The organism is Aureimonas sp. Leaf454 (assembly GCF_001424685.1).
Lineage (GTDB): Bacteria > Pseudomonadota > Alphaproteobacteria > Rhizobiales > Rhizobiaceae > Plantimonas.
In genome coordinates this window covers 262,620-286,620 of the sequence record NZ_LMQT01000001.1, presented here as the reverse complement: position 1 = coordinate 286,620, position 24,001 = coordinate 262,620, and the positions used below count along the sequence as shown (strand labels likewise).

Genomic DNA, 24,001 nt, shown 5'->3' with positions numbered 1-24,001 from the left:
GGCCGATCGCGCGCTCCCGTCACGCGTTGAAGAGGTCGCGGTAGCGGCGGGGCTGCGAGCGCAGATATTGCGGCGGAGCCTTCACCTTGGCGCCGAGATGGGCCGCGGCGTGCCACGGCCAGCGGGGATCGTAGAGGATGGTGCGGGCGAGCGCGATCATGTCGGCATCGCCCGTTCCCACGATCGCCTCGGCCTGCTCGTAATCCGTGATGAGCCCGACCGCGACGACGGGCAGGCCGCAGGCCTCCTTGACGGAGCGCGCGAGGGGAACCTGATAGTTCGGGCCGACCGGGATGTCTTGTCGGGGATCGAGCCCGCCGCTGGACACGTGAATCGCCGAACAGCCGCGCGCCTCCAGCACCTTGGCGAAGGCGACGGTCGAAGCGACGTCCCAGCCGTTCTCGACCCAGTCCGTGCCGGAAACGCGCATGGTCACGGGCTTGTCGGCGGGAAAGGCGGCGCGGACGGCGTCGAAGATCTCCAGCGGGAAGCGCATGCGGTTCTCGAGCGAGCCGCCATAGGCGTCCTCGCGGCGATTGGACAGGGGCGACAGGAATTGGTGAAGCAGATAGCCATGCGCGCCATGGATCTGCACCGCGTCGATGCCGAGACGGGCGGAGCGCCGCGCGGCTTCGGCGAAGGCCTCGCGAAGCCGCTGCAGACCGCTCTCGTCGAGTTCGGTCGGCGGCGCATCCTTGGCGCCGAAGGCGAGCGGAGAGGCGCCGACCGTCTGCCAGCCGTTCGCATGGTCCGGGGGCAGCTGCGCGCCGCCGAGCCAGGGCTTCTCCGTCGAGGCCTTGCGACCGGCATGGGCGAGCTGGATCGCGATCGGCATGTCGGACCAGCGCCGCACGCTCTCGAGGACACGCGCCATCGCTTCTTCCGTTTCGTCGTTCCAGAGGCCGACATCGCCATAGGTGATGCGCCCTTCCGGGACGACGGCGCTCGCCTCGATCGTCAGGAGCGCGGCACCGGACAGAGCGAGGCTGCCGAGATGCATCTGGTGCCAGTCCGTCATGCAGCCGTTTTCGGCCGAATACTGGCACATCGGTGCGATCACGATGCGGTTGGACAGGGCGAGGCCGCCGACGGTGAGGGGTCGGAAGAGAGCCGGGCTGCTCATGAGGGGCGCTTTCGAAGGTGAGGTCGGTCGATCTGCGTTGAGGTAGGGCGGATCCCGGGAAAGGGTGCCCCCCGCCTCGCCGCGCCGGCGGACGTCGATCGGTGCCCTTTGGAGAAGAGAGCCGCGGCCCGGCCGGCCGGCCGATCGCTGTGACACGGGTTCGTCAGCCGCGGTCGGCGTCGATCAGGACCGTGTGCGCCGGCGACCATTCGAGACGAACGTCGTCGCCAACCGCGAACGGACGCGCCTGCCGGTTCTGGGCGAAGATCTTGAAGCGAAGCCCGTCCGGCGTCACCGCGTCGTAGGTGAAGGAAGTGCCGGCATAGAGCGCGGCCGATATGCGCGCGGGCGCCCGATTGCGATCCTCGCCCTTTGCGGACGGCCGGTCCTTCTCGACGGCGTCGATCTTTTCCGGGCGGATCGCGACGCTGACGGCGCTGCCTTCGGGCGGGAGGGATGCCAGCGTTCGAACGGCCGCTCCGCCGGGAAGGATCACCCTGCCGCCCCCGACAATGCCGTCGAGAATGTTCGCGTCGCCGAGAAATTCGGCGGCAAAGCGGGTGCGGGGATGTTCGTAGACCTCGGCGGGTGTGCCGACCTGCGCGATCGCGCCGCGGTCGAGGATCGCGACCGTGTCGGAGAGGCTCAAGGCCTCCTCCTGGTCGTGCGTGACGAAGATCGTGGTGAGCCCGCTTTCGCGCTGGATGCGCGAAAGTTCGACCTGCATTTCCTGGCGCAGCCGGCGATCGAGCGCGGACAGGGGCTCGTCGAGGAGGAGCACGCTCGGCTGCGTGACGATGGCGCGGGCGAGCGCGACGCGCTGCTGCTGGCCGCCGGAAAGTTCCCTCGGCTTTCGGCGGCCGAACTCCGGCATCCGCACGAGGTCGAGCACCCGCGCCACCTCGCGCCGCGCGGCCTCGCCGCGGATGCCCCGGCGGGCGAGGCCGAAGGCGACATTGTCCTCGACGCTCATATGTGGAAACAGCGCGTAGGACTGGAAGACCATGCCGATGTTGCGGGCCCAGACGGGGACGTCGGTGACGTCGCGCCCGCCGATGGCGATGCGCCCGCGATCGGGCGCGACGAAGCCCGCAAGGATGCGCAGGAGCGTCGTCTTGCCCGACCCGGACGGTCCGAGAAGGCTGGTGAAGGAGCCTTGCGCAAAGTGCACGGAAATGTCCGACAGGACTTCGGTCTTCCCGAAGCTCTTGGCGACGGACAGGACGTCAACGGCGGTCACGGACGGCTCCTGGTCTGGCGAAGACGGCGAAGAGAAGGAACACGGCCATGGAGACCGCGAGGAGGATCGTGCAGATGGCGTTGATCTCGGGCGTGAAGCCCTTGCGGATGGCGGAATAGATCTCGACCGGCAGCGTCGACGAGCCGGGCGTCGCCAGAAAATAGGACACGACGAACTGGTCGAGCGACACGGCGAAGGCGAAGAGCGCCGCGCCGAGGATGCTCGGCAGGAGGAGCGGCAGCGTGACGAGGGCGAAGGCATTGAGCGGCGTCGAGCCGAGGCTCATCGCCGCCTCTTCGAGATCGGACCGCACGCCCGCGAGCCCCGTCCCGACGACGAGGACGACGTAGGGGATGGCGAGCGCGACATGGCCGATCATGATGGCATGGAAGCCGCGCCCGATGCCCGTCCAGAAGAAGAACACGAGCATGGCGGTTCCCGTGATCAGCCAGGGAATGGCGATCGGGGGGAGGAGCAGCAGGCGCAGCAGCGTCTGGCCGCGAAAGCGCCGCCGCGACAATGCGACCGCGGCCATCGTCCCGAGCAATGTCGCGACGACCGCGGTCAGTCCGGCGATGAGAAGGCTGTTCCAGCCGGCTTTCAGGAGCTTGGCATTGCCCGCGAGTGCCTCGTACCACGTGGTCGAGAACGTGAAGGGCAGGGCGTAGAGCGGCGACTGGTTGAAGCCCATCGCGACGAGGACGGCGATCGGCAGGTAGAAGAAGGCGATGACGGCGCAGAGATAGAGGCGGGCGGTCAGGCGCATCGGGGCGGTCCTCAGAAGGCCGCGTTCCGGCGCAGGACGCCGGAGAAGGTTGCGAAGATCGCGAGCACGACGCCGAGGATCATGAAGGACAAGGCCGCGCCGAGCGGCCAGTTGAAGGCCTGCGTGAACTGCTCCTCGATCACCGTTCCCAGCGTCACGCCGCGCGGGCCGCCGAGGATGCGTGGCTCCATGAAGCTGCCGATGACCGGCACGAAGACGAGGATCGCGCCGGAGACGAGGCCGGGCGCGGCCATCGGCACGAGGATGGTCGCCAGGATTGTCCACCAGCGCGCACCGAGGCTCGCGGCGGCCTCGATGATGGCGTCGTCGATCGTGACGAGCGCGATGTAGCAGGTCAGCACCATGTACGGCAGGTATCCGTGGACGAGGCCGAGGACGATCGCGGGGAGCGAATAGAGAAAGCCGAGCGTCGGGGCGTCCGGCCAGACCGCGCGAACCGCCGCGTCGAGAAAGCCGCCTTCGCGAATGACCATGGTCCAGGAGAAGACGCGCACGAGCCCGTTGGTCCAGAAGGGCAGGAGAATGAGAAGGAGGAGGGTCTCGCGCACGCGGCCGACCGTCGCCCTCACCAGGGCGAGAGCCGTCAGAAAGCCGATGGCGGCGCACAGGACCGTCGTCCAAAGGCCGAGCAGCAGCGACGTCCAGGCGACACCCAGAAGGTAAGGCTGATCGATGAAGATGCGGTAGTTGCGAAGCGTGAAGGCGACCTCCTTCTTGCCGAGCGGCGTCGCCGTCAGGAAGGAGAAGCCGAACATGGCGACGAGCGGCAGGAGGACGGCGAGCGTCAGCCAGCCATAGGTCGGCAGGAGCAGCGTGGCCGTGACGAGCCAGGGCGGATAGCGCCGCCCACGACCGTCCGGGACCGCGCCGGGGGCGCGGTCCGGGACGTGGGACGACGATCCGCCGGCGGCGTCAGCCGGCATAGAAGGCCTTCACTTCCTGCCAGAGGTTGTTGAAGCTCTCGCGTGTCTCGTCGGCGAGCGGCGCCATCAACGTCATGGTCTCGATGAACTTGGGGTCGTGGATCCGGCGATTGAGGTCGCTGGCCGTCAGCTTGTCCATCGCCGAGGTGTTGACGGAGGCCGGCGAGCCGACCGTCGTCGCCCATTCCACGTAGAAGGCGGGATCGATCATGTAATCGATGAAGGCGCGGGCGCTGTCCTTGTTCTCGCTCGTCGCCGGGATTGCGAGCGCATCGAGCCATCCGATCGCACCCTCCTTCGGCACCGTGAAATCGACGGGCAGGCCGAACTTCTGGCGCGAGCGGGCCGCGGCGCCGGACCAGTAGACGGACAGGTCGAACTCCTTGGCCGAGAAGGCCTTGTTCCACTGGTCTTCGCTGCTCCAGATGACCTTGACGTTCGGCTTCAGGGATTTCAGCCAGTCCCCGATGGCCTTGAGGTCCGTCGGAGCGTTCATGTCCTGGCCGGTCATGAAGGCGCCGAGAGCGACCGCCGTCACCGCGTCGTCGTAGAGGCTGACCTTGCCCTTGTAGGCGGGATCGGCGAGCACGGCGTAGCTGTCCGGCGCAGCGATGCCTTCGCGGATCGCGAGCGCGTTCATGCCCCAGACCCAGGCGACGCCGTAGACCTTGCCGTCCTTCACGATGTTCGGATGGTTGGCGAGCTTCGGCGCGAGGCCGGCGGCGTTCGGAAAGGCGGCGAGATCGACGGGATCGAGAAGATCCTCGTCCACCGCCTGCTGGATGCGGGCGCTGTTGAAGAGGACGACGTCGTAGACGCCGGGATTGGTGCGAAGCTTCGTCAGCATCTCGGATTCGGCGTTGAAGTAGTCGCTGACGACCTCGATCCCGGTCTTTTCCGTGAACGCCTTGATCGCCCAGGGCTCGTCGGTGCCGTAGCCCTGCCAGTTGAGGACGGTGACGGTGCCGGCCGCACGGGCCGCGCGGGGGGCTCCGGCCAGCCCGGTCACGGCTGCCGCCCCGGCGCCGATCATGGTGAGGAATTCGCGTCGAGACTGCTGCATCGTCTTGTCCTCCGGTGGGCCCATCCGCAAAGGTAGGGCCTGTTCTTAACAACCGCCGCATGCCTTAGATTGGCCCATGCCGACGGCCTGAGACGCTGTCCCCTGCGAAGGTCCGCGTGCAAGGAGACTCATCGTCCCGGCGCTTCGCGCCTCCTTCTACGGCAGGTTGGCCGTCGAGGGCCATTCCCCTCGTCCAGCGGTCGTCACGCCGCCTTCACGATCCGGATCGATCCCATGCTCGTTCACAAGACCATCTCCGTCGCAGAGGCCTGGAACACGTGGTCGGAAAGGCCGGCCGAACTCGTGTTCCTGCCGCTCGGGGTTCGGATCGCTCCGGTGCTCTATTCGGCCAAGGAAAGGCGCGCGACGACGATCCGCGCGCCGGAAGAGATCCGGTTCGGTCGTCACGGCCTGGCTGGAGACCCCATCGAGTTCCAGACCCGCTTTGCAGGCACCCGCGTCGATTTCGCCTATCGCAAGCCCGATCCCTTCGTCATCGACGCCCGCTGGAATCTTCGTAAAAGCGGGGAGTGGGGGCTGCGCCACTGGATCGTTCTCTGCCTGTCGGCCGAGGGCGGAGAAACGGTGAGGTTCGATGCGACGTCCGGCGCGGCGATCGTGTCGGTCGGCGGACGCTTCGTCGCCCTCGTCGCGAAGGAAGCGCCCGTGCTGGTGACCGGGCACGGCGATGTCGACGGTCTCCTCCAGGATTTCGACATCAACGGCTATTTCGACAAGTCGACCCGGGCGGAGCGGGCGCCGATGCTGGCGTTGCGCTTCAACCTCGAAATGTCGCCCGATCAGCACTTTTCCGCCGCCGTCGCCGACAGCGAGGCGCTGGCGGTGGCCAAAGCCCGGGCCGTGCTTGACGGGCCAGACGGCGAAGCCGATCCGGCCTTGCAGGCGGGGCGCCATGCCGGCGCTCTCGACGCGGTGCGCGACGTCCTCGGCTGGAACACGCTCTTCGACCGGCACCACCGGCGCCCGACCACGGCGGCGAGCCGGATCTGGGGGCTCGGTGATGCCGTCTGGTTCAACGACCAGTGCTTCGCCGCGCTGATGGCCGGCGTGCTCGACACCGCGGCCGGACGGCGCAATCTCGACATCGCGCTGGCGCAGGCGACCCCGCAGGGCAACGTCGCCTGCCTCGTCAATCCGAAGGACGACTGGGTCGATCGCAGTCAGGCGCCGCACGGGGCCTTCGTCGCCTGGACGATGTATCTGCGAAGCCGAGAGCGCTCGCTTCTCGACGACGCCTTCGAGCCGCTGGCCCGCAACCAGCTTTGGTGGCGCACCCATCGCGACCCCGACGGGCGAGGTCTCGTGTCCTGCGGCACGTCGGATCTCGGCGATGCGATGTATCGGGGCACGGCCTTCGGCGCGCGCAACGAATCCGGCATGGACAATTCGCCGACCCATGACGAGGCGATCTACGATGCCGGCACGCGCACGCTCTCGACGCTCGATGTCGGCCTCAACTCGGCACTGGCGCTGGATGCGGAAATGCTTTCGGCGATGGCGGGCGAACTCGGACGCTTGGAGGACGCGGCGCATTTCGCACGCCTTGCTGAAGAGAGCCGACAGCACATTCGCAGGGAACTCTGGGACGAGACGCGCGGGCTCTTCGCCAACCGGCAGCGCGGCGGCGGTTTCGTGCGGAGCGTTTCGCCGACGAGTTTCTTTCCGCTTCTCTGCGGCGCCGCCAGCCGTGATCAGGCTGTGCGGCTCACCGGCCATCTGAGCGATCCCCACATGTTCGGCGGTGCCTTCGGCCTGCCCAATGTCGCGCGAAGCGACCCTGCCTTCGCCGACGACATCTACTGGCGCGGGCGCATCTGGCCGAATGTGAACTATCTCGTCTGGCAAGGCCTGCGCCGCTACGGCCTGCCCCAGGCGGACGAACTCGCCTCGACGAGTTTTGCCCTTTTCGAGCGCTCGTGGAGAGAGCACCGGCATTGCGGCGAGAATTACAGCGCTCTCACGGGGGAGATCGACGCCGATCGCGGCAACGACGTGTTCTACAGTTGGGGCGCCCTCCTGCCGATGATGGCCGTCGCCAGCGTCATGGACGTCGGTCCCTGGAACGGATGGGAGATCGATTCGAGGGGCGCGGCGGTGCGGCTCGGACCGGTGATCAGCCCTGCCGGTGCGGTTGTCGTGGAGATCGACGATGCCGGCGCGGTGAAGGTCGAGAATGGGTCCGGGCTTCTCTTTCGGACAACCCTGCGCGGGCGGCTGCGCCACATCCGGATCGAGCGCGGGCTGGTTTCGGTGACCTTCGCCGAGGGGTGTCGCGGTTCCGCCGTCTTCACGCTCGGCGTCGAAGCTTCGAGGCGCTTCGTTGTGGCGCGTCTCGACGCCGTGGCACTCGTCACGCAAATCCGAGACGGGTGCGTGGAGGTGGATCTGGACGATGTCGAACCCGGCGCACGGCTCGATGTTCACCTCGCGCCGGCCTGACGCCAGCCGACCTTCTGCCTCAGGCAAGCGTCGATCCTCGCAGCCTGGAAGGACCGCGCGTTCGTCAGGACGCAGAGGGGACGCTCAGTGCGGCGACCCCGCGCATCAGGCCGTTCGACAGGACGCCCGACATCCGGAGAGACGTTTTGGCAACGGAGCGTGAGCCGGCCGGCAAAGACCGTGGTGCCGAGCTTGCAAGCAAAAAGGCCCGGCGTTGCCGCCGGGCCTCTCCGTTAAACGGTTGCGTCAGGTTTAGAACGTGCGCTTGAGCTCGAGGAAGCCGTTGACGCCATCCTGGCTGCCGAGAACGCCGGGAAGGTCGACTTCGCGGTAGGTCACTTCGCCGAGGACGCTGAGGTTGGTTGTGACGTCGTAGCCGACGTTGCCGGCGACCGCGAAGTATTCCGCGCTACCGAAGTTGGTAACGCTGACACCGCTGAAGGTGTTCGCAGCCGTCACGCCCTGCTGGAACGACTTGATGTCGAAGGACTCGCCGTAGACGCCGGAAACCGCAGCCGTCAGCTTGCCGAACGTCTGCTGATAGCCGGCGCCGATCTGCCACTCGCTCGAGAGAGCGAAATTCTGGCTGGAGTCCACGCCGACGATGATCGCGCGACCGTTTGTCGGGGTGAAGATGGCGGAGTTCGAGAAGCCGCCGATCGTCGGCTCGGTGTAGGTCGTCGGGTCGAAGGCGTAGGAGCCTTCGATCTTGAACTGCGAGCCGGGCGCGATGAGATCCTTCAGGGTGACGTTCGCCTTGAGGGCGAAAGCGCCATCGTCCGCATCGTTCAGATCACCGTTGAAGCCGGTGACGAAAACCGGATCGAAGATGTTGTTGTTGGTGATGTCGGCGATGAACGTCGTGCTGAAGTCATCGGGAACCGCGAAGAATGCGGAGTTCGCGGCCGACAGAGCAGCCGTCGATGCGCCGAGCGTGCCGAAACGGCGAACATTGATCGAGGATCCCTGCTGCTCGTCGTAGACGCCGTAGAGGTTGGCCGAACCCCAGCCGCCCTCGTAGCCGATGGCGCCGACGAAGTCGGGAACGATGTCGCCCGAGCCGTCATCTTCGGCCGAAAGCGTCGCCGTGAAGCCGGAGGCGGCATAGCTGTAGGAGACGCGGTTCGGCGTGATGTCGCCGACCGGGAAATCCGTGTCGGTGAAGAGGCCGTCGTTTTCAGTCCAGAGCGAATCGAGCACGCCGGCGGTGAAGCCGCCGAGCTGGATGTAGGCGTTCTTCATCCGGTAGTCGGCGTTGTTCGCGCCGGCGGCGGAGAGGCTCGAACCGTTGGCTTCAACGCGGAAGAAGGCGCGCAGCATGCCGAGTTCGGTCTCTTCGCGGGCGTCGAAGTCGAGGCGGCCACGAACGGTGGTGAACGCGCTGTAATCGTCGTTCGCCATGCCGCGGGCGAAGACGCCGCCGAGGTTCGTGCCGCCGTTGATCGCCGCGGTCGTGGTCGAGCCGGCGGACGTGGTGAACACGCCGGGGCCGAAGGAGGAGTTCAGCGAGTCGAGATCGATGTTGTTGTTGGACGCGTTGTTCGACACGTTCACACGCATACGAACGAAGCCCTTCATCTTCAGGCAGGTCTCGGTGCCGGGGATGTAGACGGCGTCCGCAGCGCGGGCGCCGGAAACTGCGACGAGGGCCGCAGCGGAGCCGAGAAGAAGGCTCTTAATGTTCATGTCCTGACCTCCAGTCAAGTTAATCGGTAGGGGACGGGCCTTGTTCTGAACAACAAGGATTTCTTTGCCTCTTGCCCCACTCATGAACGTCCGAAGCGGTGTGCCTCGATCGATCTGACCGCAACCTCATCGAATGCCTCGGAATAGACAATCCTCAGAACTTGGATGTGGCCTGTTAGGCCCTCTGATGTTGCCGAATTATCGCATTATTACTATGCAAAACTTTGAAAAATCTAAGCCTTTATGACGAGATTACTCGTGAAAATCTTAGATTGGTTCGATTGCGCTCCCTAAGGGAAGGTGATGGCGGTGGTGGGCTGTGGATCCGAACTTTCGCGCCGCTGAAGGTCGGTGTTCGAGAGCGTGCGGGCGCTCCGTCCATCCGGGACGACCGCGCGCGGCCACCCGTGCCGGATGCGGCGGATTGATCATGTTCGAAGCCGGAGGTCGCGCGGCGTTCGACATGGAGTCGAGGTCGCTGGGGACGCCGCCGCGGCGGGGGGGAGGATGAGAATCCTCAGAACTCAGGCGAGCGTCCAGGCGCGACCGGCGCCGCGTTCAAGCGTGCCGCGTCGTCGTCCGCGCGAGCGCGCGCGTCGCGTCCGCCGGCTTGCCGACCGTGATTCAAGGCAGCCGTTCAGACCCCGTTCTCGCACCGAGACGAGAACTTCATGGCCGGTCGCGGGGCCCTCGTGGTCAAGGCCCATCATCGGTGTCCGGTCGCAGCGCGAGCGGAATCTCGACGGCCGAGGCCGTGGAGAATCATTCGTCGCGGGAGGGCATCAGACGCCGTCGCTGTCGTCGACGACGGCGGCTACAGGGATGGGCGACGCTCCGGCGGCGCAATCCGCCGGCGGGCTGTCCCGATCCATCGTTCAAGCGGACCCTTCGACGGCGAAACGGGCGACGGATCGCGACGCGCCGTCGGTCTTCAACCGGTCGACGGCAGCCGTTACCGTCTCGCGGAACCGGGGCGATGACGCGAGATCCCGGCCGAAGACCTCGTGGAAATCGAGATAGGCGGCGACGAGATCCTGCGGCGTCCCCGCGGCGGCTGTCGCGGTCCTGATGCGTTCGGCAAGAGGGTCCCGGACGTCGATCGCGGCCCCTGTCTCGTCTCGCCCGGCGGCGTAGATCATCCAGGCGGCGAGCCCGAGCGCGAGGCGATCGATCGAAGCCCCGGCGGCCAGACGATCGCGAACCGTGTTGAGCAGGCGCTGCGGAAGCTTCTGCGAGCCGTCCATTGCGATCTGCCAGGTGCGATGGCGAAGGGCGGGATTGCGGAAGCGGTCTCGAAGCTCTCGGCGATAGGCGTCGAGATCGAAGCCGGCGAGGGGGGGCAGGGTCGGCGAGGCCTCCTCCTCCATCAGCCCTCGGACGAGCGCGGCGAAGCCGGGTGCGGCCATCGTATCCGCGACCGTCTCGTGGCCGGCGAGGTAACCGAGATAGGCGAGCGTGGAATGGCTTCCGTTGAGGAGCCGCAGTTTCATCGTCTCGAAGGCGCCCACCTGCGCCGTGAAGGTGACGCCGGCTCGCGCCCAGTCGGGGCGGCCGCTCGGAAAGTCGTCCTCCACCACCCATTGCGTGAACGGCTCGGTCATGACCGGCCAGGCATCCTCGACACCGAGAGCCGAGGCGACGAGCGCGCGGTCGGCATCGGTGGTGGCGGGAACGATGCGATCGATCATCGTGGAGGGGAAGGCGATCGTATCCGCGACGAAGGCACCGAGCTCGGGATCGCGGAGCTCGGCCAAGCGCCGCACGACCCTCGCCACGGTGTGGCCGTTGGCGGGAAGGTTGTCGCAGGAGAGGACGGTGAGCGGGGGAAGACCTGCCGCGCGACGCAGGCGGATGGCCTCGACGAGGAAGCCGGGCGCGGAGCGGGGCTCGTTGGGATGCGCTAGATCGTGGACGATGTCGGGATGGGTCTCGTCGAGCTCGCCGGTCGCGGGGCGGTGGCAGTAGCCTTTCTCGGTGACGGTCAAGGACACGATGCGGGCGTCGGGATGAGCGAGAGCGCCAAGGACGGCCGCCGGGTCTTGCGGGGCGACCAGCTGGCGCAGGATGCCGCCGATCACCTGGAACCGATCGCCGGACCCGTCCCGCACGGCGACGGTGTAGAGGCCGTCCTGCGGCGCCAGGGCGTCGCGCGTCTCGGGGGAGCGCAACGACACGCCGACCGTGCCCCAGCGCAGATCGCCTGCGGCCAGAACGGCTTCGGTGTAGACGGCCTGATGAGCGCGGTGGAAGGCGCCGAGGCCGAGATGCACGATGCCGGACTTCACCGCCGACCGGTCGTAGCGGGGGCGCTCGACGCCGGGCGGCAGGGCGTCGAGGGTCTCTGGGGACAGGCGCTTCATGTCGTTGCGTCTCAGTGTGCGTTGGAGGGCTGCTTGGCGCGCGCCACGATCTGCGTCGGGTTGACGAAGCGAAGCGCGAGGACCAGCCAGAAGAGGGTCGTTACCATATAGACCACGGCCATCGCGTCGATCGACTGCGAGGCGCGTACGCCGGCGGCGAAGACCGCATAATAGAGCGAGACGACGAGGGTCTGGCTCGTCGGACCGGCGACGAGGAAGGTCAGCTCGAACATGGCGATGGTGCGCACCAGCACGAGGAGAAGCGCGGCCAGCATGCCGGGCAGGAGCAGCGGCAGGAGAATGCGCAGGAACAGACTGCCCGTGCGCGCGCCGAAGACGCGGGCCGCCGATTCGATGCGGGGGTCGATCTGCTCGATGAAGGGGATCATCACGAGCACCACGAACGGGATCGAGGGCACCAGGTTGATGATGACGACCCCCCAGAAGGTGCCACCGAGGCCCACCTGATAGAGAAGCGTCGCCAGCGGGATACCGTAGGTGAGCGGCGGCACGAGCAGCGGCAGGAGGAAGACGAGGACGACAAAGCGCTTTCCCGCGAACTCGCGCCGGGCGAGCGCATAGGCCGTCGTGATGCCGATGAGGCCGGACAGGAGCGTCACGAGGAAGACGATCTGGAAGGTCACGAGCAGCACGTCGGTGAGCTGGAATTCGCGCCAGGCGTCGAAATACCACCGCGTGGTCCAGCCCGTCGGCAGCCAAGTGCCCAGCCAGCGGGTGGCGAGCGAATTGGTGACGACGGCGGCGATGACGCCGACAAGGTTCAGGACGAAGAGGATGGTGACGGCCCAGACGCCGGTGCGCCAGAGCCTGGAGCCGAGACCGCGATCCCTGATCATGAGCTCAACCCTTCGTTCCGCCGGTGGGGCCGCGATAGAACAGGCGGCGCAGTGCGAGGACGGCGAGGACGACGAACAGCTGGACGACGCCCATGATGATCGCGATCGCCGAGCCCAGCGAGTGATTGTACTCTTCGAAGGCCGCCGAATAGGCCGCGATCGAGATGACGCGGGTCGGGCCGGCCGGCGCGCCGAGCAGCACCGCCGACGGGAAGACCGCGAAGGCCTGCACGAAGGCGAGGCAGAAGGTGACGGCGAGGCCCGGCACCAGGAGCGGCAGGAAGACGCAGCGGAACCGCTCCCACGCATTGGCGCCAAGCGTCGCGGCCGCCTGTTCGATCGCGGGATCGATGCCGGACACATAGGAGAGCGTCAGGAGAAACGCGAAGGGGAAACCCGTGATCAGGAGCGAGGCGAAGACGCCCCAGTAATTGTTGGTGAGGCGCAGCGGCGTGTCGAGCACGCCGACGAGGATCAGCGTCCGGTTGAACCAGCCCTGCGGCCCGAGGAAGTTCAGAAGTCCCTCGGCGACGAGCACCGTGCCGAGCGTGATCGGCAGGACGAGGAGGATCGTCAGGAGCTTCTGGCGCCGCATCAGCCGGACCCGAAACGCGATCGGCACGGCAAGCGCGAGGTTCAGGATCGTGACCGGCAGGGCGAGCCAAAGCGTCGCGCCGATGGTGTTGTAGAGGAACGGGTCGGAGAAGAAGCGGCGGTAGTTCTCGTACCAGGCGCCCGTCTCCGGGGTCAGCGAGTCCACCAGCCCGTAGAGGAAGGGATAGACGAAAAGCGCGAGAATGGAGAGGAGGCCGGGCAGGACGAGAAGCGTCGTCGCGTCGAAGCCCCGGGCGGCGAGGCGGGTGCGCAGCGAGGTTCGCGGCTCGGTCCGAGCGGCGGACGCCATGGCGCCGCTCATCGAGCGGTGTCCGCAAAGAGGAGCGTGCGCTGGGGATCGGGCGCGAGGACGACGGTCTCGCGGTTCGCGACCGGCGCGTCGCTGCGGAAGTAGACGCTGGCGCCGCCCGCGAGCTGGGCGACGCCGAAATAGGCGCGGCCCCGATACTCGCTGGAGCGGACGGTCGCCTTCAGGCCGTCGCCGGAGCGAGCCGCGACGAGATCCTCGGGGCGGATGGAAAGGGTGATCGGCGCGCCCGCGGGGGCGTCGGTCGAACGGTCGAGCGCGAAGCGGCTGCCCTCGGCCTCGACGATCGTGCGGCCGGAGGCGGTCTCGACGACGCGGCCTTCGATCTTCGTGCGAAAGCCCATGAAGTCGGCGACGTCGAGATGGTTCGGGCGCTCGTAGAGGTCTTCCGGCTTGCCGACCTGCCGGATGACGCCCTGGCTCATGACCACGATCCGATCGGCGAGCGACAGCGCCTCGTCCTGGTCGTGGGTGACGTAGATCGTCGTCGAGCCGATCGCGTCGTGAATGGCGCGGATCTCGGCGCGCATCTCGAGGCGGAGCTTGGCGTCGAGGTTCGACAGCGGCTCGTCCATGAGGACGAGGGGCGGGCGGATGACGATGGCACGGGCGATCGCGACGCGCTGCTGCTGGCCACCGGAGAGCTGACCGGGGAGCTTGCCGCCCTGGTCGCGCAGGCGGACGAGATCGAGCGCCCTGTCGATGCGCTCCTCGGCCTCGGCTTTCGCGACGCCCTGCATGGCGAGACCGAATCCGACATTCTTCCGGATCGTCATATGGGGAAAGAGCGCGTAGCTCTGGAACACCATGCCGAAACCGCGCTCTTCGGGCTGCAGCTCGTCGATGCGCCGTCCATCGAGGCGGATTTCGCCGCCGGTGAGCGGGAGCAGGCCGGCGATGCAGTTCAACGCCGTCGACTTGCCGCAGCCGGAGGGGCCGAGAAGCGCGATGAACTCGCCCTTCTCCACGGCGAGGTCGATGCCGGCGAGGGCATTGTAGGTTCCAAAGGAGCGTCGCAGGCCGACGAGTTCCAGCCGGCCCCCTCCAGTCCGGGCCGAGCCGAGCGGAGCGGTGGGATTCACGGCGGCGGAATGAGCGTTCATGGCGGTGGCTCCGGTCCTTCGACAGGCTCAGGATGAGGCTTCGTCAGGTCTTGGGATGAGGGCTTCGACACCGTCGAGGCGCGGTCGGTTTCAGGTCTCGATGCCGGCCGGCGTCTCGGCGTCACCGTCATTGGGAGCTTGTCGGGGGACGGGTGCGGCGCGCTGCCGTCGCAGGCCGGCGCCCTCGTTCCTCGACAGGCTCAAACCGAGGGCTGCATCCGCGAACGGGGCCGGCGAAGGGACGGCGCCCCTTCGCCGAGCCGGCCGTCAGCTCTTCTTGGCGCCGATCCGCTCGTCCCAGATGCGGAAGGCGGCGACGATCTTGTCGGCGTCGAGCGGGGTCTCCAGCGGGTTCTCCGCGATCCACTGGTCGTATTCGGGGCGGCCGAACTCCTTGATCGCGTCCTGGCTTTCCTGCGGCGCCATGGCGAGGGTCACGTCCTTCACGGCCGGGCCGGGGTAGAAGTAGCCCTGGTCGTAGGCGTAGGCCTGGCTTTCCGGCGTCAGCATGAAGTTCATGAGGTCGAGGAGAACGGCGAGCTTCTCGTCGGAGACGCCCTTCGGCACGACCATGTAATGGGCGTCGGTCACCCAGTGGAATCCGGCAAGCGTTCCGACCTTGGCCTCTGCCGGCACGACGCCGAGCACGCGCGGGTTGATGTCCCAGCCGGTGGTGGAGACGACGATGTCGCGGGTGCCCTCGCCGAGCTCGCGCATGGTCTGGGTGGTGCCGGAGGCGTAGTACTCGATGTTCTGGCCGAGCTCTTCCAGATAGGCCCAGGTCTTGTCCCAGCCCTTCTCGGGATCGCGCGGGTCCGAATCCTTCAGGAGATAGGGCAGGCCCATGAGGAAGGTGCGGCCGGGGCCGGAATTGGAGGGCCGGGCGTAGATGAACTTGTTCGGGTTGGCCTTGGTGTAGGCGAGAAGTTCCTCGGCCGAGGTCGGCGGCGTCGGCACGCGGTCTGGCATGTATTCGATCAGCGGGCCGGACGGGTAGTAGGAGACGACGACGCCGCGATCCTTGGCCATGGCCTGCATCTTGAAAGCCTGCGGGATGAGCACGCTCTCGAGGTTCGGCAGGTCCGCCTTGTAGGGCGAGAGGTCGGTCCAGAGATCCTGGTCGAGGCCGGCGGAGAGGGCATCCGTGCCGGTCAGGACGAGATCGATGTCGAGGCGGCCGGCGTTCTGCTGAGCCTTCAGCTTGGCGGGGAGTTCGGGCGCGGGCGCCTTGGTGAAGGCGATGCGGCTCGCCCATTCCGGCTTCAACTCGGTGTAGCGCTGCATGGCGGCCTGCGTCAGCGCGAGATTGCCGGCGACGTCGACGACCGTGATCGTGACCGGGCTGGAGGGCTTGGCGAGCGCGGCGAAGGCCTTGCCGCCGAAGAGAGTGGCGCCGGCCAGGCCTGCGGCGGCGCTGGTCATGAGATGTCTGCGCGTGATGGGCATGTTCGTTCCTCCCGAGATGGGCCCGTCGCGGTCTCCCGTCCGCGGGCCGGTTTCATCCTGTCGTCGATGGCCAGAGATGCTGGCGCATCAGAGCCGGTACGCGTCCTTGGCGAGCCGGTAGGCGAGATCGTGAGCCACCTCCTGCGCTTCGTCCTCGTCGAGGCGTCCGTCGCAGACGAGGCGGGCGAGGAAGGCGCAGTCCACGCGCCGGGCGACGTCGTGCCGGGCGGGAATGGAGAGGAAGGCGCGGGTGTCGTCGTTGAAGCCGACCGTGTTGTAGAAGCCCGCCGTCTCCGTCGTCGTCTCGCGAAAGCGGCGCATGCCCTCGGGGCTGTCGAAGAACCACCAGGCCGGGCCGAGGCGAAGGGCGGGATAATGGCCGGCAAGCGGCGCCAGTTCGCGCGTGTAGGCCGTCTCATCCAGCGTGAAGAGGATGATCGTCAACGCGGACTCGTTGCCGACCTCATCGAGAAGCGGCTTCAGAGCGCCGACATAATCGGTGCGGGTCGGAATGTCGGCGCCCTTGTCGAGGCCGAATCGCCGGAAGAGGTCCGCGTTGTGGTTGCGCGAGGAGCCGGGATGGATCTGCATGACCAGACCGTCGTCGCGGCTCATGCGCGCCATCTCGGTCAGCATTTGCGCGCGGAAGAGTTCGGTGTCGGACCGGTCGGCCTGCCCGGCGGCGATCCTGTCGAAGAGGGTTGCCGCTTCCGACGCCGCCAGCGCGGCGGTGCGGGCCGTGGGATGGCCGTGATCGGTGGCCGTTGCGCCCCGCGCCTTGAAATACTGCCGCCGCTGCCGATGCGCCTCGAGGTATCCGGCATAGGTGCGGGGCTGGCTCGTCAACTCGAAGAGACGGTCGAGCGAGGCTGCGAAGTCGGGGCGGTCGGCGTCGATGACGGCATCGGGCCGATAGGCGGGAAGGACGCGGCCCGTCCAGCCGGAGGCGCGGATGCGGTCGTGGGCGGCGAGGTCGTCGATGGCGGAGTCGGTCGTCGAGATGGCCTCGATGCCGAAGCGCTCGAAGAGCGCGCGCGGACGCATGTCATCGTCCGACAGCCGTTCGGCGATCCGGTCGTAGAGCGCGTCCGCGTTGGCGGTCGACAGACGGTCCTCGATCCCGAAGACGCGTTCCAGCGAATGCTCGAACCAGAGGCGCGACGGCGTCGCGCGGAAGAGATCGTAATGCCCGGCGAAGAGCCGCCAGATCGCACGGGGATCGGTTTCGACCGGCCCGCCGTCGACGCGTGGCACGCCGAGGTTCTCCAGCGGAACGCCCTGCGAGTAGAGCATGCGGAAGATATAGTGGTCCGGCACGACGAAGAGCGTCGCCGGATCGGGAAAGGGAAGGTTGTCGGCATACCAGAGAGGGTCGGTGTGCCCGTGCGGCGACAGGATCGGCAGGGTCTCGACCGCCGCGAAGAGACGCCGTGCCACGGCGCGTGCCTCGGGTTCGAGCGGCAGGAGCCGGTCCCGGTTCAAAGCCATCCTCGTCCTCCTCCCGTCCGATGATCGGTTCAGCGGTCGCGTTCGGACAGCGGCCTTGGCATGACGTAGCAAGTGATATATTAGAATGTCAATCGCGGGTGGGTTGTCGGTGGCAGGGGACAGGGCATGTCGGATGCGAAGGAGGCGGCTCCCGTCGCGATCGCGCGGCGCAACCCGGTCCCGGAACGCAAGCGATTGACGTCGGCAGGACTGATCTTCGAGACGCTGCTCGACGAAATCGTGTCCCTCGCATTGCCGCCGGGTACGCCGCTCCAGGAAAAGATGCTGCTGGAGCGCTTCCAGGTCAGTCGCACGCCCGTGCGCGAGGCCGTGATCCGACTGGCCGAGATGGGTCTCGTCGACGTCTTCCCGCAGTCGGGGACCTTCGTCTCCCGCGTCCAGGTGAACGCCATTCCGGAAGCGGTGCTGGTGCGCAAGGCGCTGGAGGCCATCACCGTCGAGGCCGCGGCAGCCTCGGACGATCCGCGCCGGGCCCTTCGGCTCGACGGTCTGATCCTGCGCCAGAGGATGGCCGCCGAACACGGCGAGGTCGGCCTTTTCCACGAGGCGGACGAGGCGTTCCATGCGGAGATCGCGGCCATCGCCGGCCATCCCGGGATCTGGCGGCTGCTGATGCAGGTGAAGGTGCAGATCGACCGGGCGCGGCGCCTGACGCTCCCGGTGCTGGGCCGGATGCAGAGCGTGATGGCGGAGCACGTCGTCATCCGCGATGCCATCGTGTCCGGGGACCGGGACGCGGCGAAGACGGCGATGGACCACCATCTCAGCGCCGTCATACCCGATGTCGCGGAACTTCGAGGCCGATTTCCCACCTATTTCGCCTGATCGGCGCCTTGGCCGCAGGTTCCACGATCCATTCCAAGAAGGAGACGCATCCATGCGGCAAGGCTGGCGCTGGTTCGGGCCGAAGGCTCCCGTCACGCTCGACGACGTGCGGCAGGTGGGAGCGAGCGATATCGTTTCCGCACTGCACGAGGAGCCGATCGGACAGGTGTGGAGCACGCAAGCGATCGAAGCGCGCCGCGACATGATCGAGACGACGCCGGCCGGCCGCGTGCCGCTGACCTGGTCGGTGGTGGAGAGCATCCCCATTCCCGATGCGGTGAAGCGGACGGGCGGAGCGGCGAAGGCGGACATCGAGGCTTGGATCGCGAGCCTCGAGAATGTCGGCAAGGCCGGCATCAAGATCATCTGCTACAATTTCATGCCGGTGGTCGACTGGTGCCGGACGGATCTCGACTTCGTCACCGACACCGGCGCGACGGCGATGCGCTTCGACTTCGAGACCTTCGCGGCTTTCGAGCTCCATATCCTGCAGCGACCGGGCGCGGAGCGGGATTATACGGCGGACGAACAGGTCCGCGCGAAGGCGACCTTCGAGGCGATGGACGAGCAGGCGGTCTCCGATCTCGTGCGCAACATCGCCAGCGCCCTTCCGGGATCGACCACCGAGCCGATGACCATCCCGGGCTTCCGCGACAAGCTTCAATCCTATCGCGACGTCGACGCCGCCAAGCTTCGACAGCACCTCATCGAATTCCTGGAGGCCGTCACGCCCGCGGCGGAGGCTCTCGACATGCGGCTGACGCTGCATCCCGACGATCCCCCGCGGCCGCTGTTCGGCCTGCCGCGCATCGCCTCGAACGAGAGCGACTATGCCGCGCTCTTCGATGCGGTGCCGTCGCCCGCCAACGGCATGTGCTTCTGCACGGGGAGCCTCGGCGTGCGCCCGGACAACGATTTGCCGGCGATGGTGCGCCGCTTCGCACCGCGCATCCACTTCTCTCACCTGCGGGCGACGAAACGCGAGGCCGACCCGCGCAGCTTCCATGAATCGGCGCATCTCGACGGCGATGTCGACATGGTGGCGGTGCTGCGCGAACTGATGCGCGAGGACGTCAAGCGGGAACGAGGACAGTCGATCGTGATCCGGTCCGACCACGGCCACCGGATGCTCGACGATCTGAACAAGGAGGTGACGCCGGGCTATCCCGCCATCGGCCGGATGAGGGGGCTTGCCGAACTTCGAGGGATCATGCGGGCGCTGGCGGCTCATCCCGACGTCCTGCCATCGGCCGGCCCCGGCGACTGACACCGGACGAAACGAAGAGGGCGCCCCGTCACCGACGAGGCGCCCTCTCTCCTCTCGCGCGGGATCGCGAGGCTCAAGCGGCCTTGGAGCTGCCCTTGTCGCCCTTGCCGGTCTTCTCGACCGCGGCACCGCCGACGGAGGATGCCTGGTCGGCGATCTCCGTGAGGAGCGCGTCGGTCTTCTTTTCCTCTTCCAACGTCTGACCGAGAAGCTCGGCGACCTCGTCGTAGCCGAGCTTGGTCGCCCAGGATTTCAGCGTGCCGTAGCGCGCGATCTCGTAGTGCTCGACCGCCTGGGCACAACCGATCAGGACGTCGTCCGCAGCTTCGGTCTCACCGAAATCCTCGAGATCGGATTCCATCTCGGACGTCAGACCCTGCATGGCTTCGCAGGTCTTGCCGCGCGCCGGCTTGCCGATCAGTTCGAACACCTGGGTCAGGCGTTCCACCTGGCCTTGGCTTTCCTCGGCATGGGTCTCGAAGGCATCGCGCAGAGCATCGGACTGCGCCGCCTTGGCCGACTTCTTGAGAGCCCGGACCGACTGCTTCTCGGCGTAGAACACGTCCTTCAAGGTCTCGTAGAACGCATCCTCCAACGTCTTCGTCTTGGCCATCTGAAACTCCACTCGGTTGGTGATGGATGATGGCGACGAAACGACACGTCTGCGATTCCGTTCATCCCTCGAAGCGCCAAAGTCGATGCGCTGGAAGCAAACGCGCTTCGACAATCTGTGCCCAGCTATCCAAACTCGCTCTGCAGCATTTCGTCAGGCGGGAACTGATGTTTCCAAGGTCCCGTTCGGGAGCATCAACGATTGGGAGGAAGACGATGAGACTTCGTGGAATTCTACTGTCGGCCTGTGCCGTTGTCGCGCTCGGTGCAACCTCTGCCAAGGCCGACTGCGCAGCAGACCTCGCATCTCTGGAATCCGGCATGGGTCAGGCGGGCGGCGTGATTGCCAAGGACGGGTCCGCCGCGCCGATGAGCACGACGGCCACGGCAACCGGTGCGACGGCGCCGGCCGATGCGGCGGCCGCCACCGGCAATGCGGGTGCCGCCATGTCCGCCGATGCCGGCACGGGCGGTGCGGCAAGCTCGGGAACGACGACGAATTTCGAGTCGAACACGCAGACCGCGGCGGACGGATCCAGCGCGCCTGCGCCAAGCGGCGGAGAGATCATCCAGGACGGGACGACGGCACCCCTCGCCGCCGAGGCCGGGCAGGGCAGCACCGGCGTCGCCAATTCCGACCAGGACGCCATGGCGCAGCAGTCGACGGCGAGCGGCGGGACCAGTTCCGAGACGACGGCCAGCACGGACGCGTCGTCGTCGATGAGCCCGGCCATGACCGCTGCTCTCGACAAGGCGCGTGCGGCCCAGAAAAGCGGGGATGAAGCCGCGTGCATGGCAGCATTGCAGGAAGCTCGTTCGGCGACGAACTGACCGCTCCGCATCCTTCACGTCACCATGGACCTCGCCGCCGGGGAGGCGGCGAGGTTTCTTTTCGAGTTCTAGTGGCACGTCGCCTTTTATAGCGCCCAGTTTGCTTTGAACGAAAGTCGGCACAAGCGCAGAGCGATATGCTCACTCGCTGCTTTCGTGGTTCGACGTCAGTTCCGGACCTGACATCTTGACGGACGGGCGGTCGTCGCGATCGGCGGACTGCGAAGGGCCGAACGAATAGTCATGAAGCGCACCCGCGATTTACGGTCGTGGGATTCATATTGTATTGGCAGATCGTCGTCACAGTGGCTCCAAACCCGCATTGGGTCGAGAGTGCGCAATGACCTATGACGAAGACCCACCGATCGCGATATTCCGTCCGGGACCTTTGACGTCCGAGGCCCTGCACGCACCTCCATCGCCACCGCACGGTCGCGGCCGGGTGCCGGATGTCGATTAAGCTGAAGGTCTTCGCCTGCTGTCTCTGCCTGACCTTCATGACGCTCGTCGTGGGTCACCTCGCGCAGATCGCGCAGCAGAAGATCGGGACGCTGGCGGTCCGCATCTATGACGACGCCCTGATCTCGACGAGCGCGCTTCGTTCCGCCCAGGCGTCGATGATCCGCATGGAGGTCGGGCTGCGGCTGGACGCCGGAGCGGGAACTGGCGACGGGGCCGGAGCCCCGGTTTCGCCTTCCAACGGCCTCAGCCTTCAGCAGACGCAGTTCCTGCGCTCGGAGGTCGCCGGGATCATGGCGGATCTTTCGACTGCCAGCCTCGGGGCGATCTCGCCCGAGGGCAAGCAGTCGGCCGACGACATCCGCAGCGAACTCGCCCGGATGAGCGCCGCCGAGGGCAAGATCTCCGGACGCCTGTTGCTGCGCAAGTTCCAGGACATCAACGCACAGCTCGACAGCGCGGTGAAGATCTTCAAGGCCGATGCCTTCGGCGTGCGCCGCGACGTCGGCGACCTCGTGTCGACCACCGTCGAGCGGACCTGGATCGGCATGGGCATCGCGGCGGGTCTCGCCCTCGCGATCACGCTCTTTCTGATCTGGGCGATCGTGCCGGCTCTGCGGAACGCCATGGCGATCACGCGGTCGATCGCCGGCGGAAAGTTCGACAACGACATCCGGACCGGAGGCACGGGAGAGACGGCCGAATTGCTGTCGGCGCTGTCGGACATGCAGGACAGTCTCTCGCGCCAGATCGGGCAGCTGGAAGGCCGCGCGGCCGTGCAGGCGACCGCCTTCGACGGACAGATCGATCTTCACAATGCCCGTTTCGAAGCTGCCCTGAACAACATCACGCAGGGGCTCTGCATGTTCGATCGCCAACATAAGCTGGTGATCGTCAATCAGCGGTTCGAGGCGATGTTCGGATCCGTTCAACTCGGCCTCACCATCGGAAAGCTCGGCAAACTTCCCCAGTTCAAGGGCCTGCTGCAGTCGTCGCATGGCGCCTTCTCGACCCATGAGGGGGAGGACGGCCGCATGATCGCCGTCAACCGCCAGTCGATCGCCAACGGCGGCAGCGTCATGACCTTCGAGGACGTGACGGAGCGCCATCGGGCCGTCGAGCGGATGAACCACATGGCGATGCACGATGTGCTGACGGGCCTGCCGAACCGGCCCCATCTCCGGGACCGGCTGCAGGCGACCATCGCCAACGGAAACTGGTCCAGGGGATCGTCGCTGCTGACGCTGGATCTTCGCGGCTTCAAGTTCGTGAACGATACGCTGGGCCATGCGGCCGGCGACGAGCTTCTTCGCATCGTCGCCGAGCGCCTGTGCGCGCTGGTCGATGAAGACGACATCGTCGCGCGCATGGGCGGCGACGAATTCGCCATCGTGCAGACGGCCAAGAAAAGGCAACCCAAGGCGGCCGAGGTCCTGGCGCAGCAGATCATCGAGATCTTCGCCCGCTCGCTCGACATCACGCATCAGCGGGTGAATGTCGGCGTGTCGATCGGAATCGTGACGGATGCCGCGAGGTCCGGCGGCGGCGACGCGGATGCGGACGCGCTGATCAAGAAGGCCGACCTTGCGCTCTACGCGGCCAAGGGACAGGGCCGCAACGTGTTCCGCATCTTCGAGGCGTCGATGGAGGAAGCCGTCCTGCAGCGGCGCCGCACCGAAACGGATCTCGCGCTGGCGTTGGAAAAGGGGGAGTTCGAGCTCTATTACCAACCCTTCGTCGATGTCGCGGCCCACCGCGTCACCGGGTTCGAGGCTCTTCTGCGCTGGAGCCATCCCGAGCGTGGGCCGATTTCGCCGGCCGAGTTCATTCCCATCGCCGAGGAAATCGGCCTGATCGAACCGATCGGGCTTTGGGTTCTGGAAAAAGCCTGTCGGCAGGCGAACGACTGGCCTCTCGATTTCAGCGTTTCCGTCAACCTGTCGCCGGCCCAGTTCCGCAGCGCGACTCTCTACGACGACGTCGTGTCGACGCTGAAGCGGACGGGCCTGAAGCCGTCCCGCCTGCAGCTGGAAATCACCGAGAACGTCCTGCTGCACGACACCGACGCCATTCTCGAGATGCTCAGCGCTTTGCGCAAGCTCGGCATCCACATCGCCATGGATGACTTCGGCACGGGCTATTCCTCGCTCGGCTACATCTCGCGCTTCCCGTTCGACAAGGTGAAGATCGACCAGTCCTTCGTCCGCGACCTTTCCAAACGCGAGAACATCGCCGTCGTCCGGGCCGTGATCGGGCTCTCCCGGGCGATGGGCATCGCCGTCATCGCCGAGGGCGTGGAGACGCAGGAGCAGCTCGCCATCCTTCTCGCGGAAGGATGCCAGGAAATGCAGGGCTATCACTTCAGCCGTCCGCGGCCGATCGGCGACCTGCCGCATTTCCTCATGAACTTCGCCGCCGCCGAGCCGGCATCGCGGATCGTGCGCGCCCGGAGCGTTCCGCTCGTCGGGTCCTTCGCGCCCGCCTGATCGGCACGCCACGTGGACCGCTGAATTTCAGGTTCGCTCCGC

General features: G+C 66.8%; 18 protein-coding genes. 5 read left to right on the top strand and 13 right to left on the bottom strand.

Features of this window, described 5'->3' with window-relative positions:
- Positions 1 to 19: 19 nt before the first annotated feature.
- The 5 genes from ASG43_RS01275 to ASG43_RS01255 all read right to left on the bottom strand — a co-directional run bounded on the left by ASG43_RS01275 (position 20) and on the right by ASG43_RS01255 (position 5,136).
- Complete coding sequence (locus ASG43_RS01275; RefSeq protein ID WP_056499396.1) at positions 20 to 1,123, bottom strand: NADH:flavin oxidoreductase/NADH oxidase; 1,104 nt, start codon at positions 1,121 to 1,123, stop codon at positions 20 to 22.
- 163 nt (positions 1,124 to 1,286) lie between these two features.
- Positions 1,287 to 2,363 (bottom strand): ABC transporter ATP-binding protein, encoded by a 1,077-nt coding sequence (locus ASG43_RS01270; protein ID WP_056499395.1) that lies wholly within the window; start codon positions 2,361 to 2,363, stop codon positions 1,287 to 1,289.
- Entirely contained in the window at positions 2,350 to 3,129 is a 780-nt protein-coding gene (locus tag ASG43_RS01265) for an ABC transporter permease (protein WP_056499394.1), read from the bottom strand. The genes ASG43_RS01270 and ASG43_RS01265 overlap by 14 nt, the downstream gene beginning before the upstream one ends.
- An 11-nt stretch (positions 3,130 to 3,140) precedes the next feature.
- Positions 3,141 to 4,073, bottom strand: coding sequence for an ABC transporter permease (locus tag ASG43_RS01260; protein ID WP_056499392.1), 933 nt, complete (start codon positions 4,071 to 4,073; stop codon positions 3,141 to 3,143).
- Positions 4,063 to 5,136: an extracellular solute-binding protein gene (locus ASG43_RS01255; protein ID WP_082490617.1), complete on the bottom strand. Its 1,074-nt coding sequence runs from the start codon at positions 5,134 to 5,136 to the stop codon at positions 4,063 to 4,065. The genes ASG43_RS01260 and ASG43_RS01255 overlap by 11 nt, the downstream gene beginning before the upstream one ends.
- Positions 5,137 to 5,370: 234 nt before the next feature.
- Here ASG43_RS01255 and ASG43_RS01250 point away from each other — a divergent pair, with 234 nt between their 5' ends.
- Positions 5,371 to 7,596, top strand: a complete 2,226-nt coding sequence (locus ASG43_RS01250; protein WP_056499390.1) for a trehalase family glycosidase — start codon at positions 5,371 to 5,373, stop codon at positions 7,594 to 7,596.
- A gap of 252 nt (positions 7,597 to 7,848) precedes the next feature.
- On the opposite strand, the gene ASG43_RS01245 is transcribed toward ASG43_RS01250, so the two are convergent.
- The 7 genes from ASG43_RS01245 to uxaC form a co-directional block, all read right to left on the bottom strand.
- Positions 7,849 to 9,282 carry a porin gene (locus tag ASG43_RS01245; RefSeq protein WP_056499388.1) on the bottom strand — a complete coding sequence of 478 codons (1,434 nt, stop codon included), beginning with the start codon at positions 9,280 to 9,282 and terminating at the stop codon, positions 7,849 to 7,851.
- A gap of 875 nt (positions 9,283 to 10,157) precedes the next feature.
- Positions 10,158 to 11,642, bottom strand: a complete 1,485-nt coding sequence (locus ASG43_RS01240; protein WP_056499387.1) for a mannitol dehydrogenase family protein — start codon at positions 11,640 to 11,642, stop codon at positions 10,158 to 10,160.
- Positions 11,643 to 11,653: 11 nt separating this feature from the next.
- Positions 11,654 to 12,499, bottom strand: a complete 846-nt coding sequence (locus ASG43_RS01235; RefSeq protein WP_056499386.1) for an ABC transporter permease subunit — start codon at positions 12,497 to 12,499, stop codon at positions 11,654 to 11,656.
- A 4-nt stretch (positions 12,500 to 12,503) separates the two neighbouring features.
- A complete protein-coding gene (locus tag ASG43_RS01230; RefSeq protein WP_244487943.1) occupies positions 12,504 to 13,415 on the bottom strand; it encodes a sugar ABC transporter permease in 912 nt (303 codons plus the stop codon).
- On the bottom strand, positions 13,412 to 14,524 hold the full coding sequence (locus tag ASG43_RS01225) for an ABC transporter ATP-binding protein (RefSeq protein ID WP_082490521.1): 1,113 nt from the start codon (positions 14,522 to 14,524) through the stop codon (positions 13,412 to 13,414). Before ASG43_RS01225 ends, ASG43_RS01230 begins: the two co-directional genes overlap by 4 nt.
- A gap of 267 nt (positions 14,525 to 14,791) precedes the next feature.
- Positions 14,792 to 15,970, bottom strand: coding sequence for an extracellular solute-binding protein (locus ASG43_RS01220; RefSeq protein ID WP_056499383.1), 1,179 nt, complete (start codon positions 15,968 to 15,970; stop codon positions 14,792 to 14,794).
- Positions 15,971 to 16,057: 87 nt separating this feature from the next.
- Entirely contained in the window at positions 16,058 to 17,458 is a 1,401-nt protein-coding gene (uxaC, locus tag ASG43_RS01215; RefSeq protein WP_056499381.1) for a glucuronate isomerase, read from the bottom strand.
- 126 nt (positions 17,459 to 17,584) lie between these two features.
- Between uxaC and ASG43_RS01210 the strand changes: the two genes are divergently transcribed.
- Entirely contained in the window at positions 17,585 to 18,304 is a 720-nt protein-coding gene (locus ASG43_RS01210) for a GntR family transcriptional regulator (protein WP_056499379.1), read from the top strand.
- A gap of 52 nt (positions 18,305 to 18,356) precedes the next feature.
- Positions 18,357 to 19,571: a mannonate dehydratase gene (uxuA, locus tag ASG43_RS01205; protein ID WP_056499377.1), complete on the top strand. Its 1,215-nt coding sequence runs from the start codon at positions 18,357 to 18,359 to the stop codon at positions 19,569 to 19,571.
- Positions 19,572 to 19,644: 73 nt separating this feature from the next.
- Here the strand turns inward: uxuA and ASG43_RS01200 are convergent, their stop codons facing one another.
- Entirely contained in the window at positions 19,645 to 20,184 is a 540-nt protein-coding gene (locus ASG43_RS01200; RefSeq protein WP_056499376.1) for a ferritin-like domain-containing protein, read from the bottom strand.
- Positions 20,185 to 20,399: 215 nt separating this feature from the next.
- Here ASG43_RS01200 and ASG43_RS01195 point away from each other — a divergent pair, with 215 nt between their 5' ends.
- Together ASG43_RS01195 and ASG43_RS01190 are read left to right on the top strand one after the other, a co-directional pair.
- Complete coding sequence (locus ASG43_RS01195; RefSeq protein WP_156386326.1) at positions 20,400 to 21,014, top strand: hypothetical protein; 615 nt, start codon at positions 20,400 to 20,402, stop codon at positions 21,012 to 21,014.
- A 449-nt stretch (positions 21,015 to 21,463) separates the two neighbouring features.
- A complete protein-coding gene (locus ASG43_RS01190; protein ID WP_056499373.1) occupies positions 21,464 to 23,959 on the top strand; it encodes an EAL domain-containing protein in 2,496 nt (831 codons plus the stop codon).
- Positions 23,960 to 24,001 lie beyond the last annotated feature (42 nt).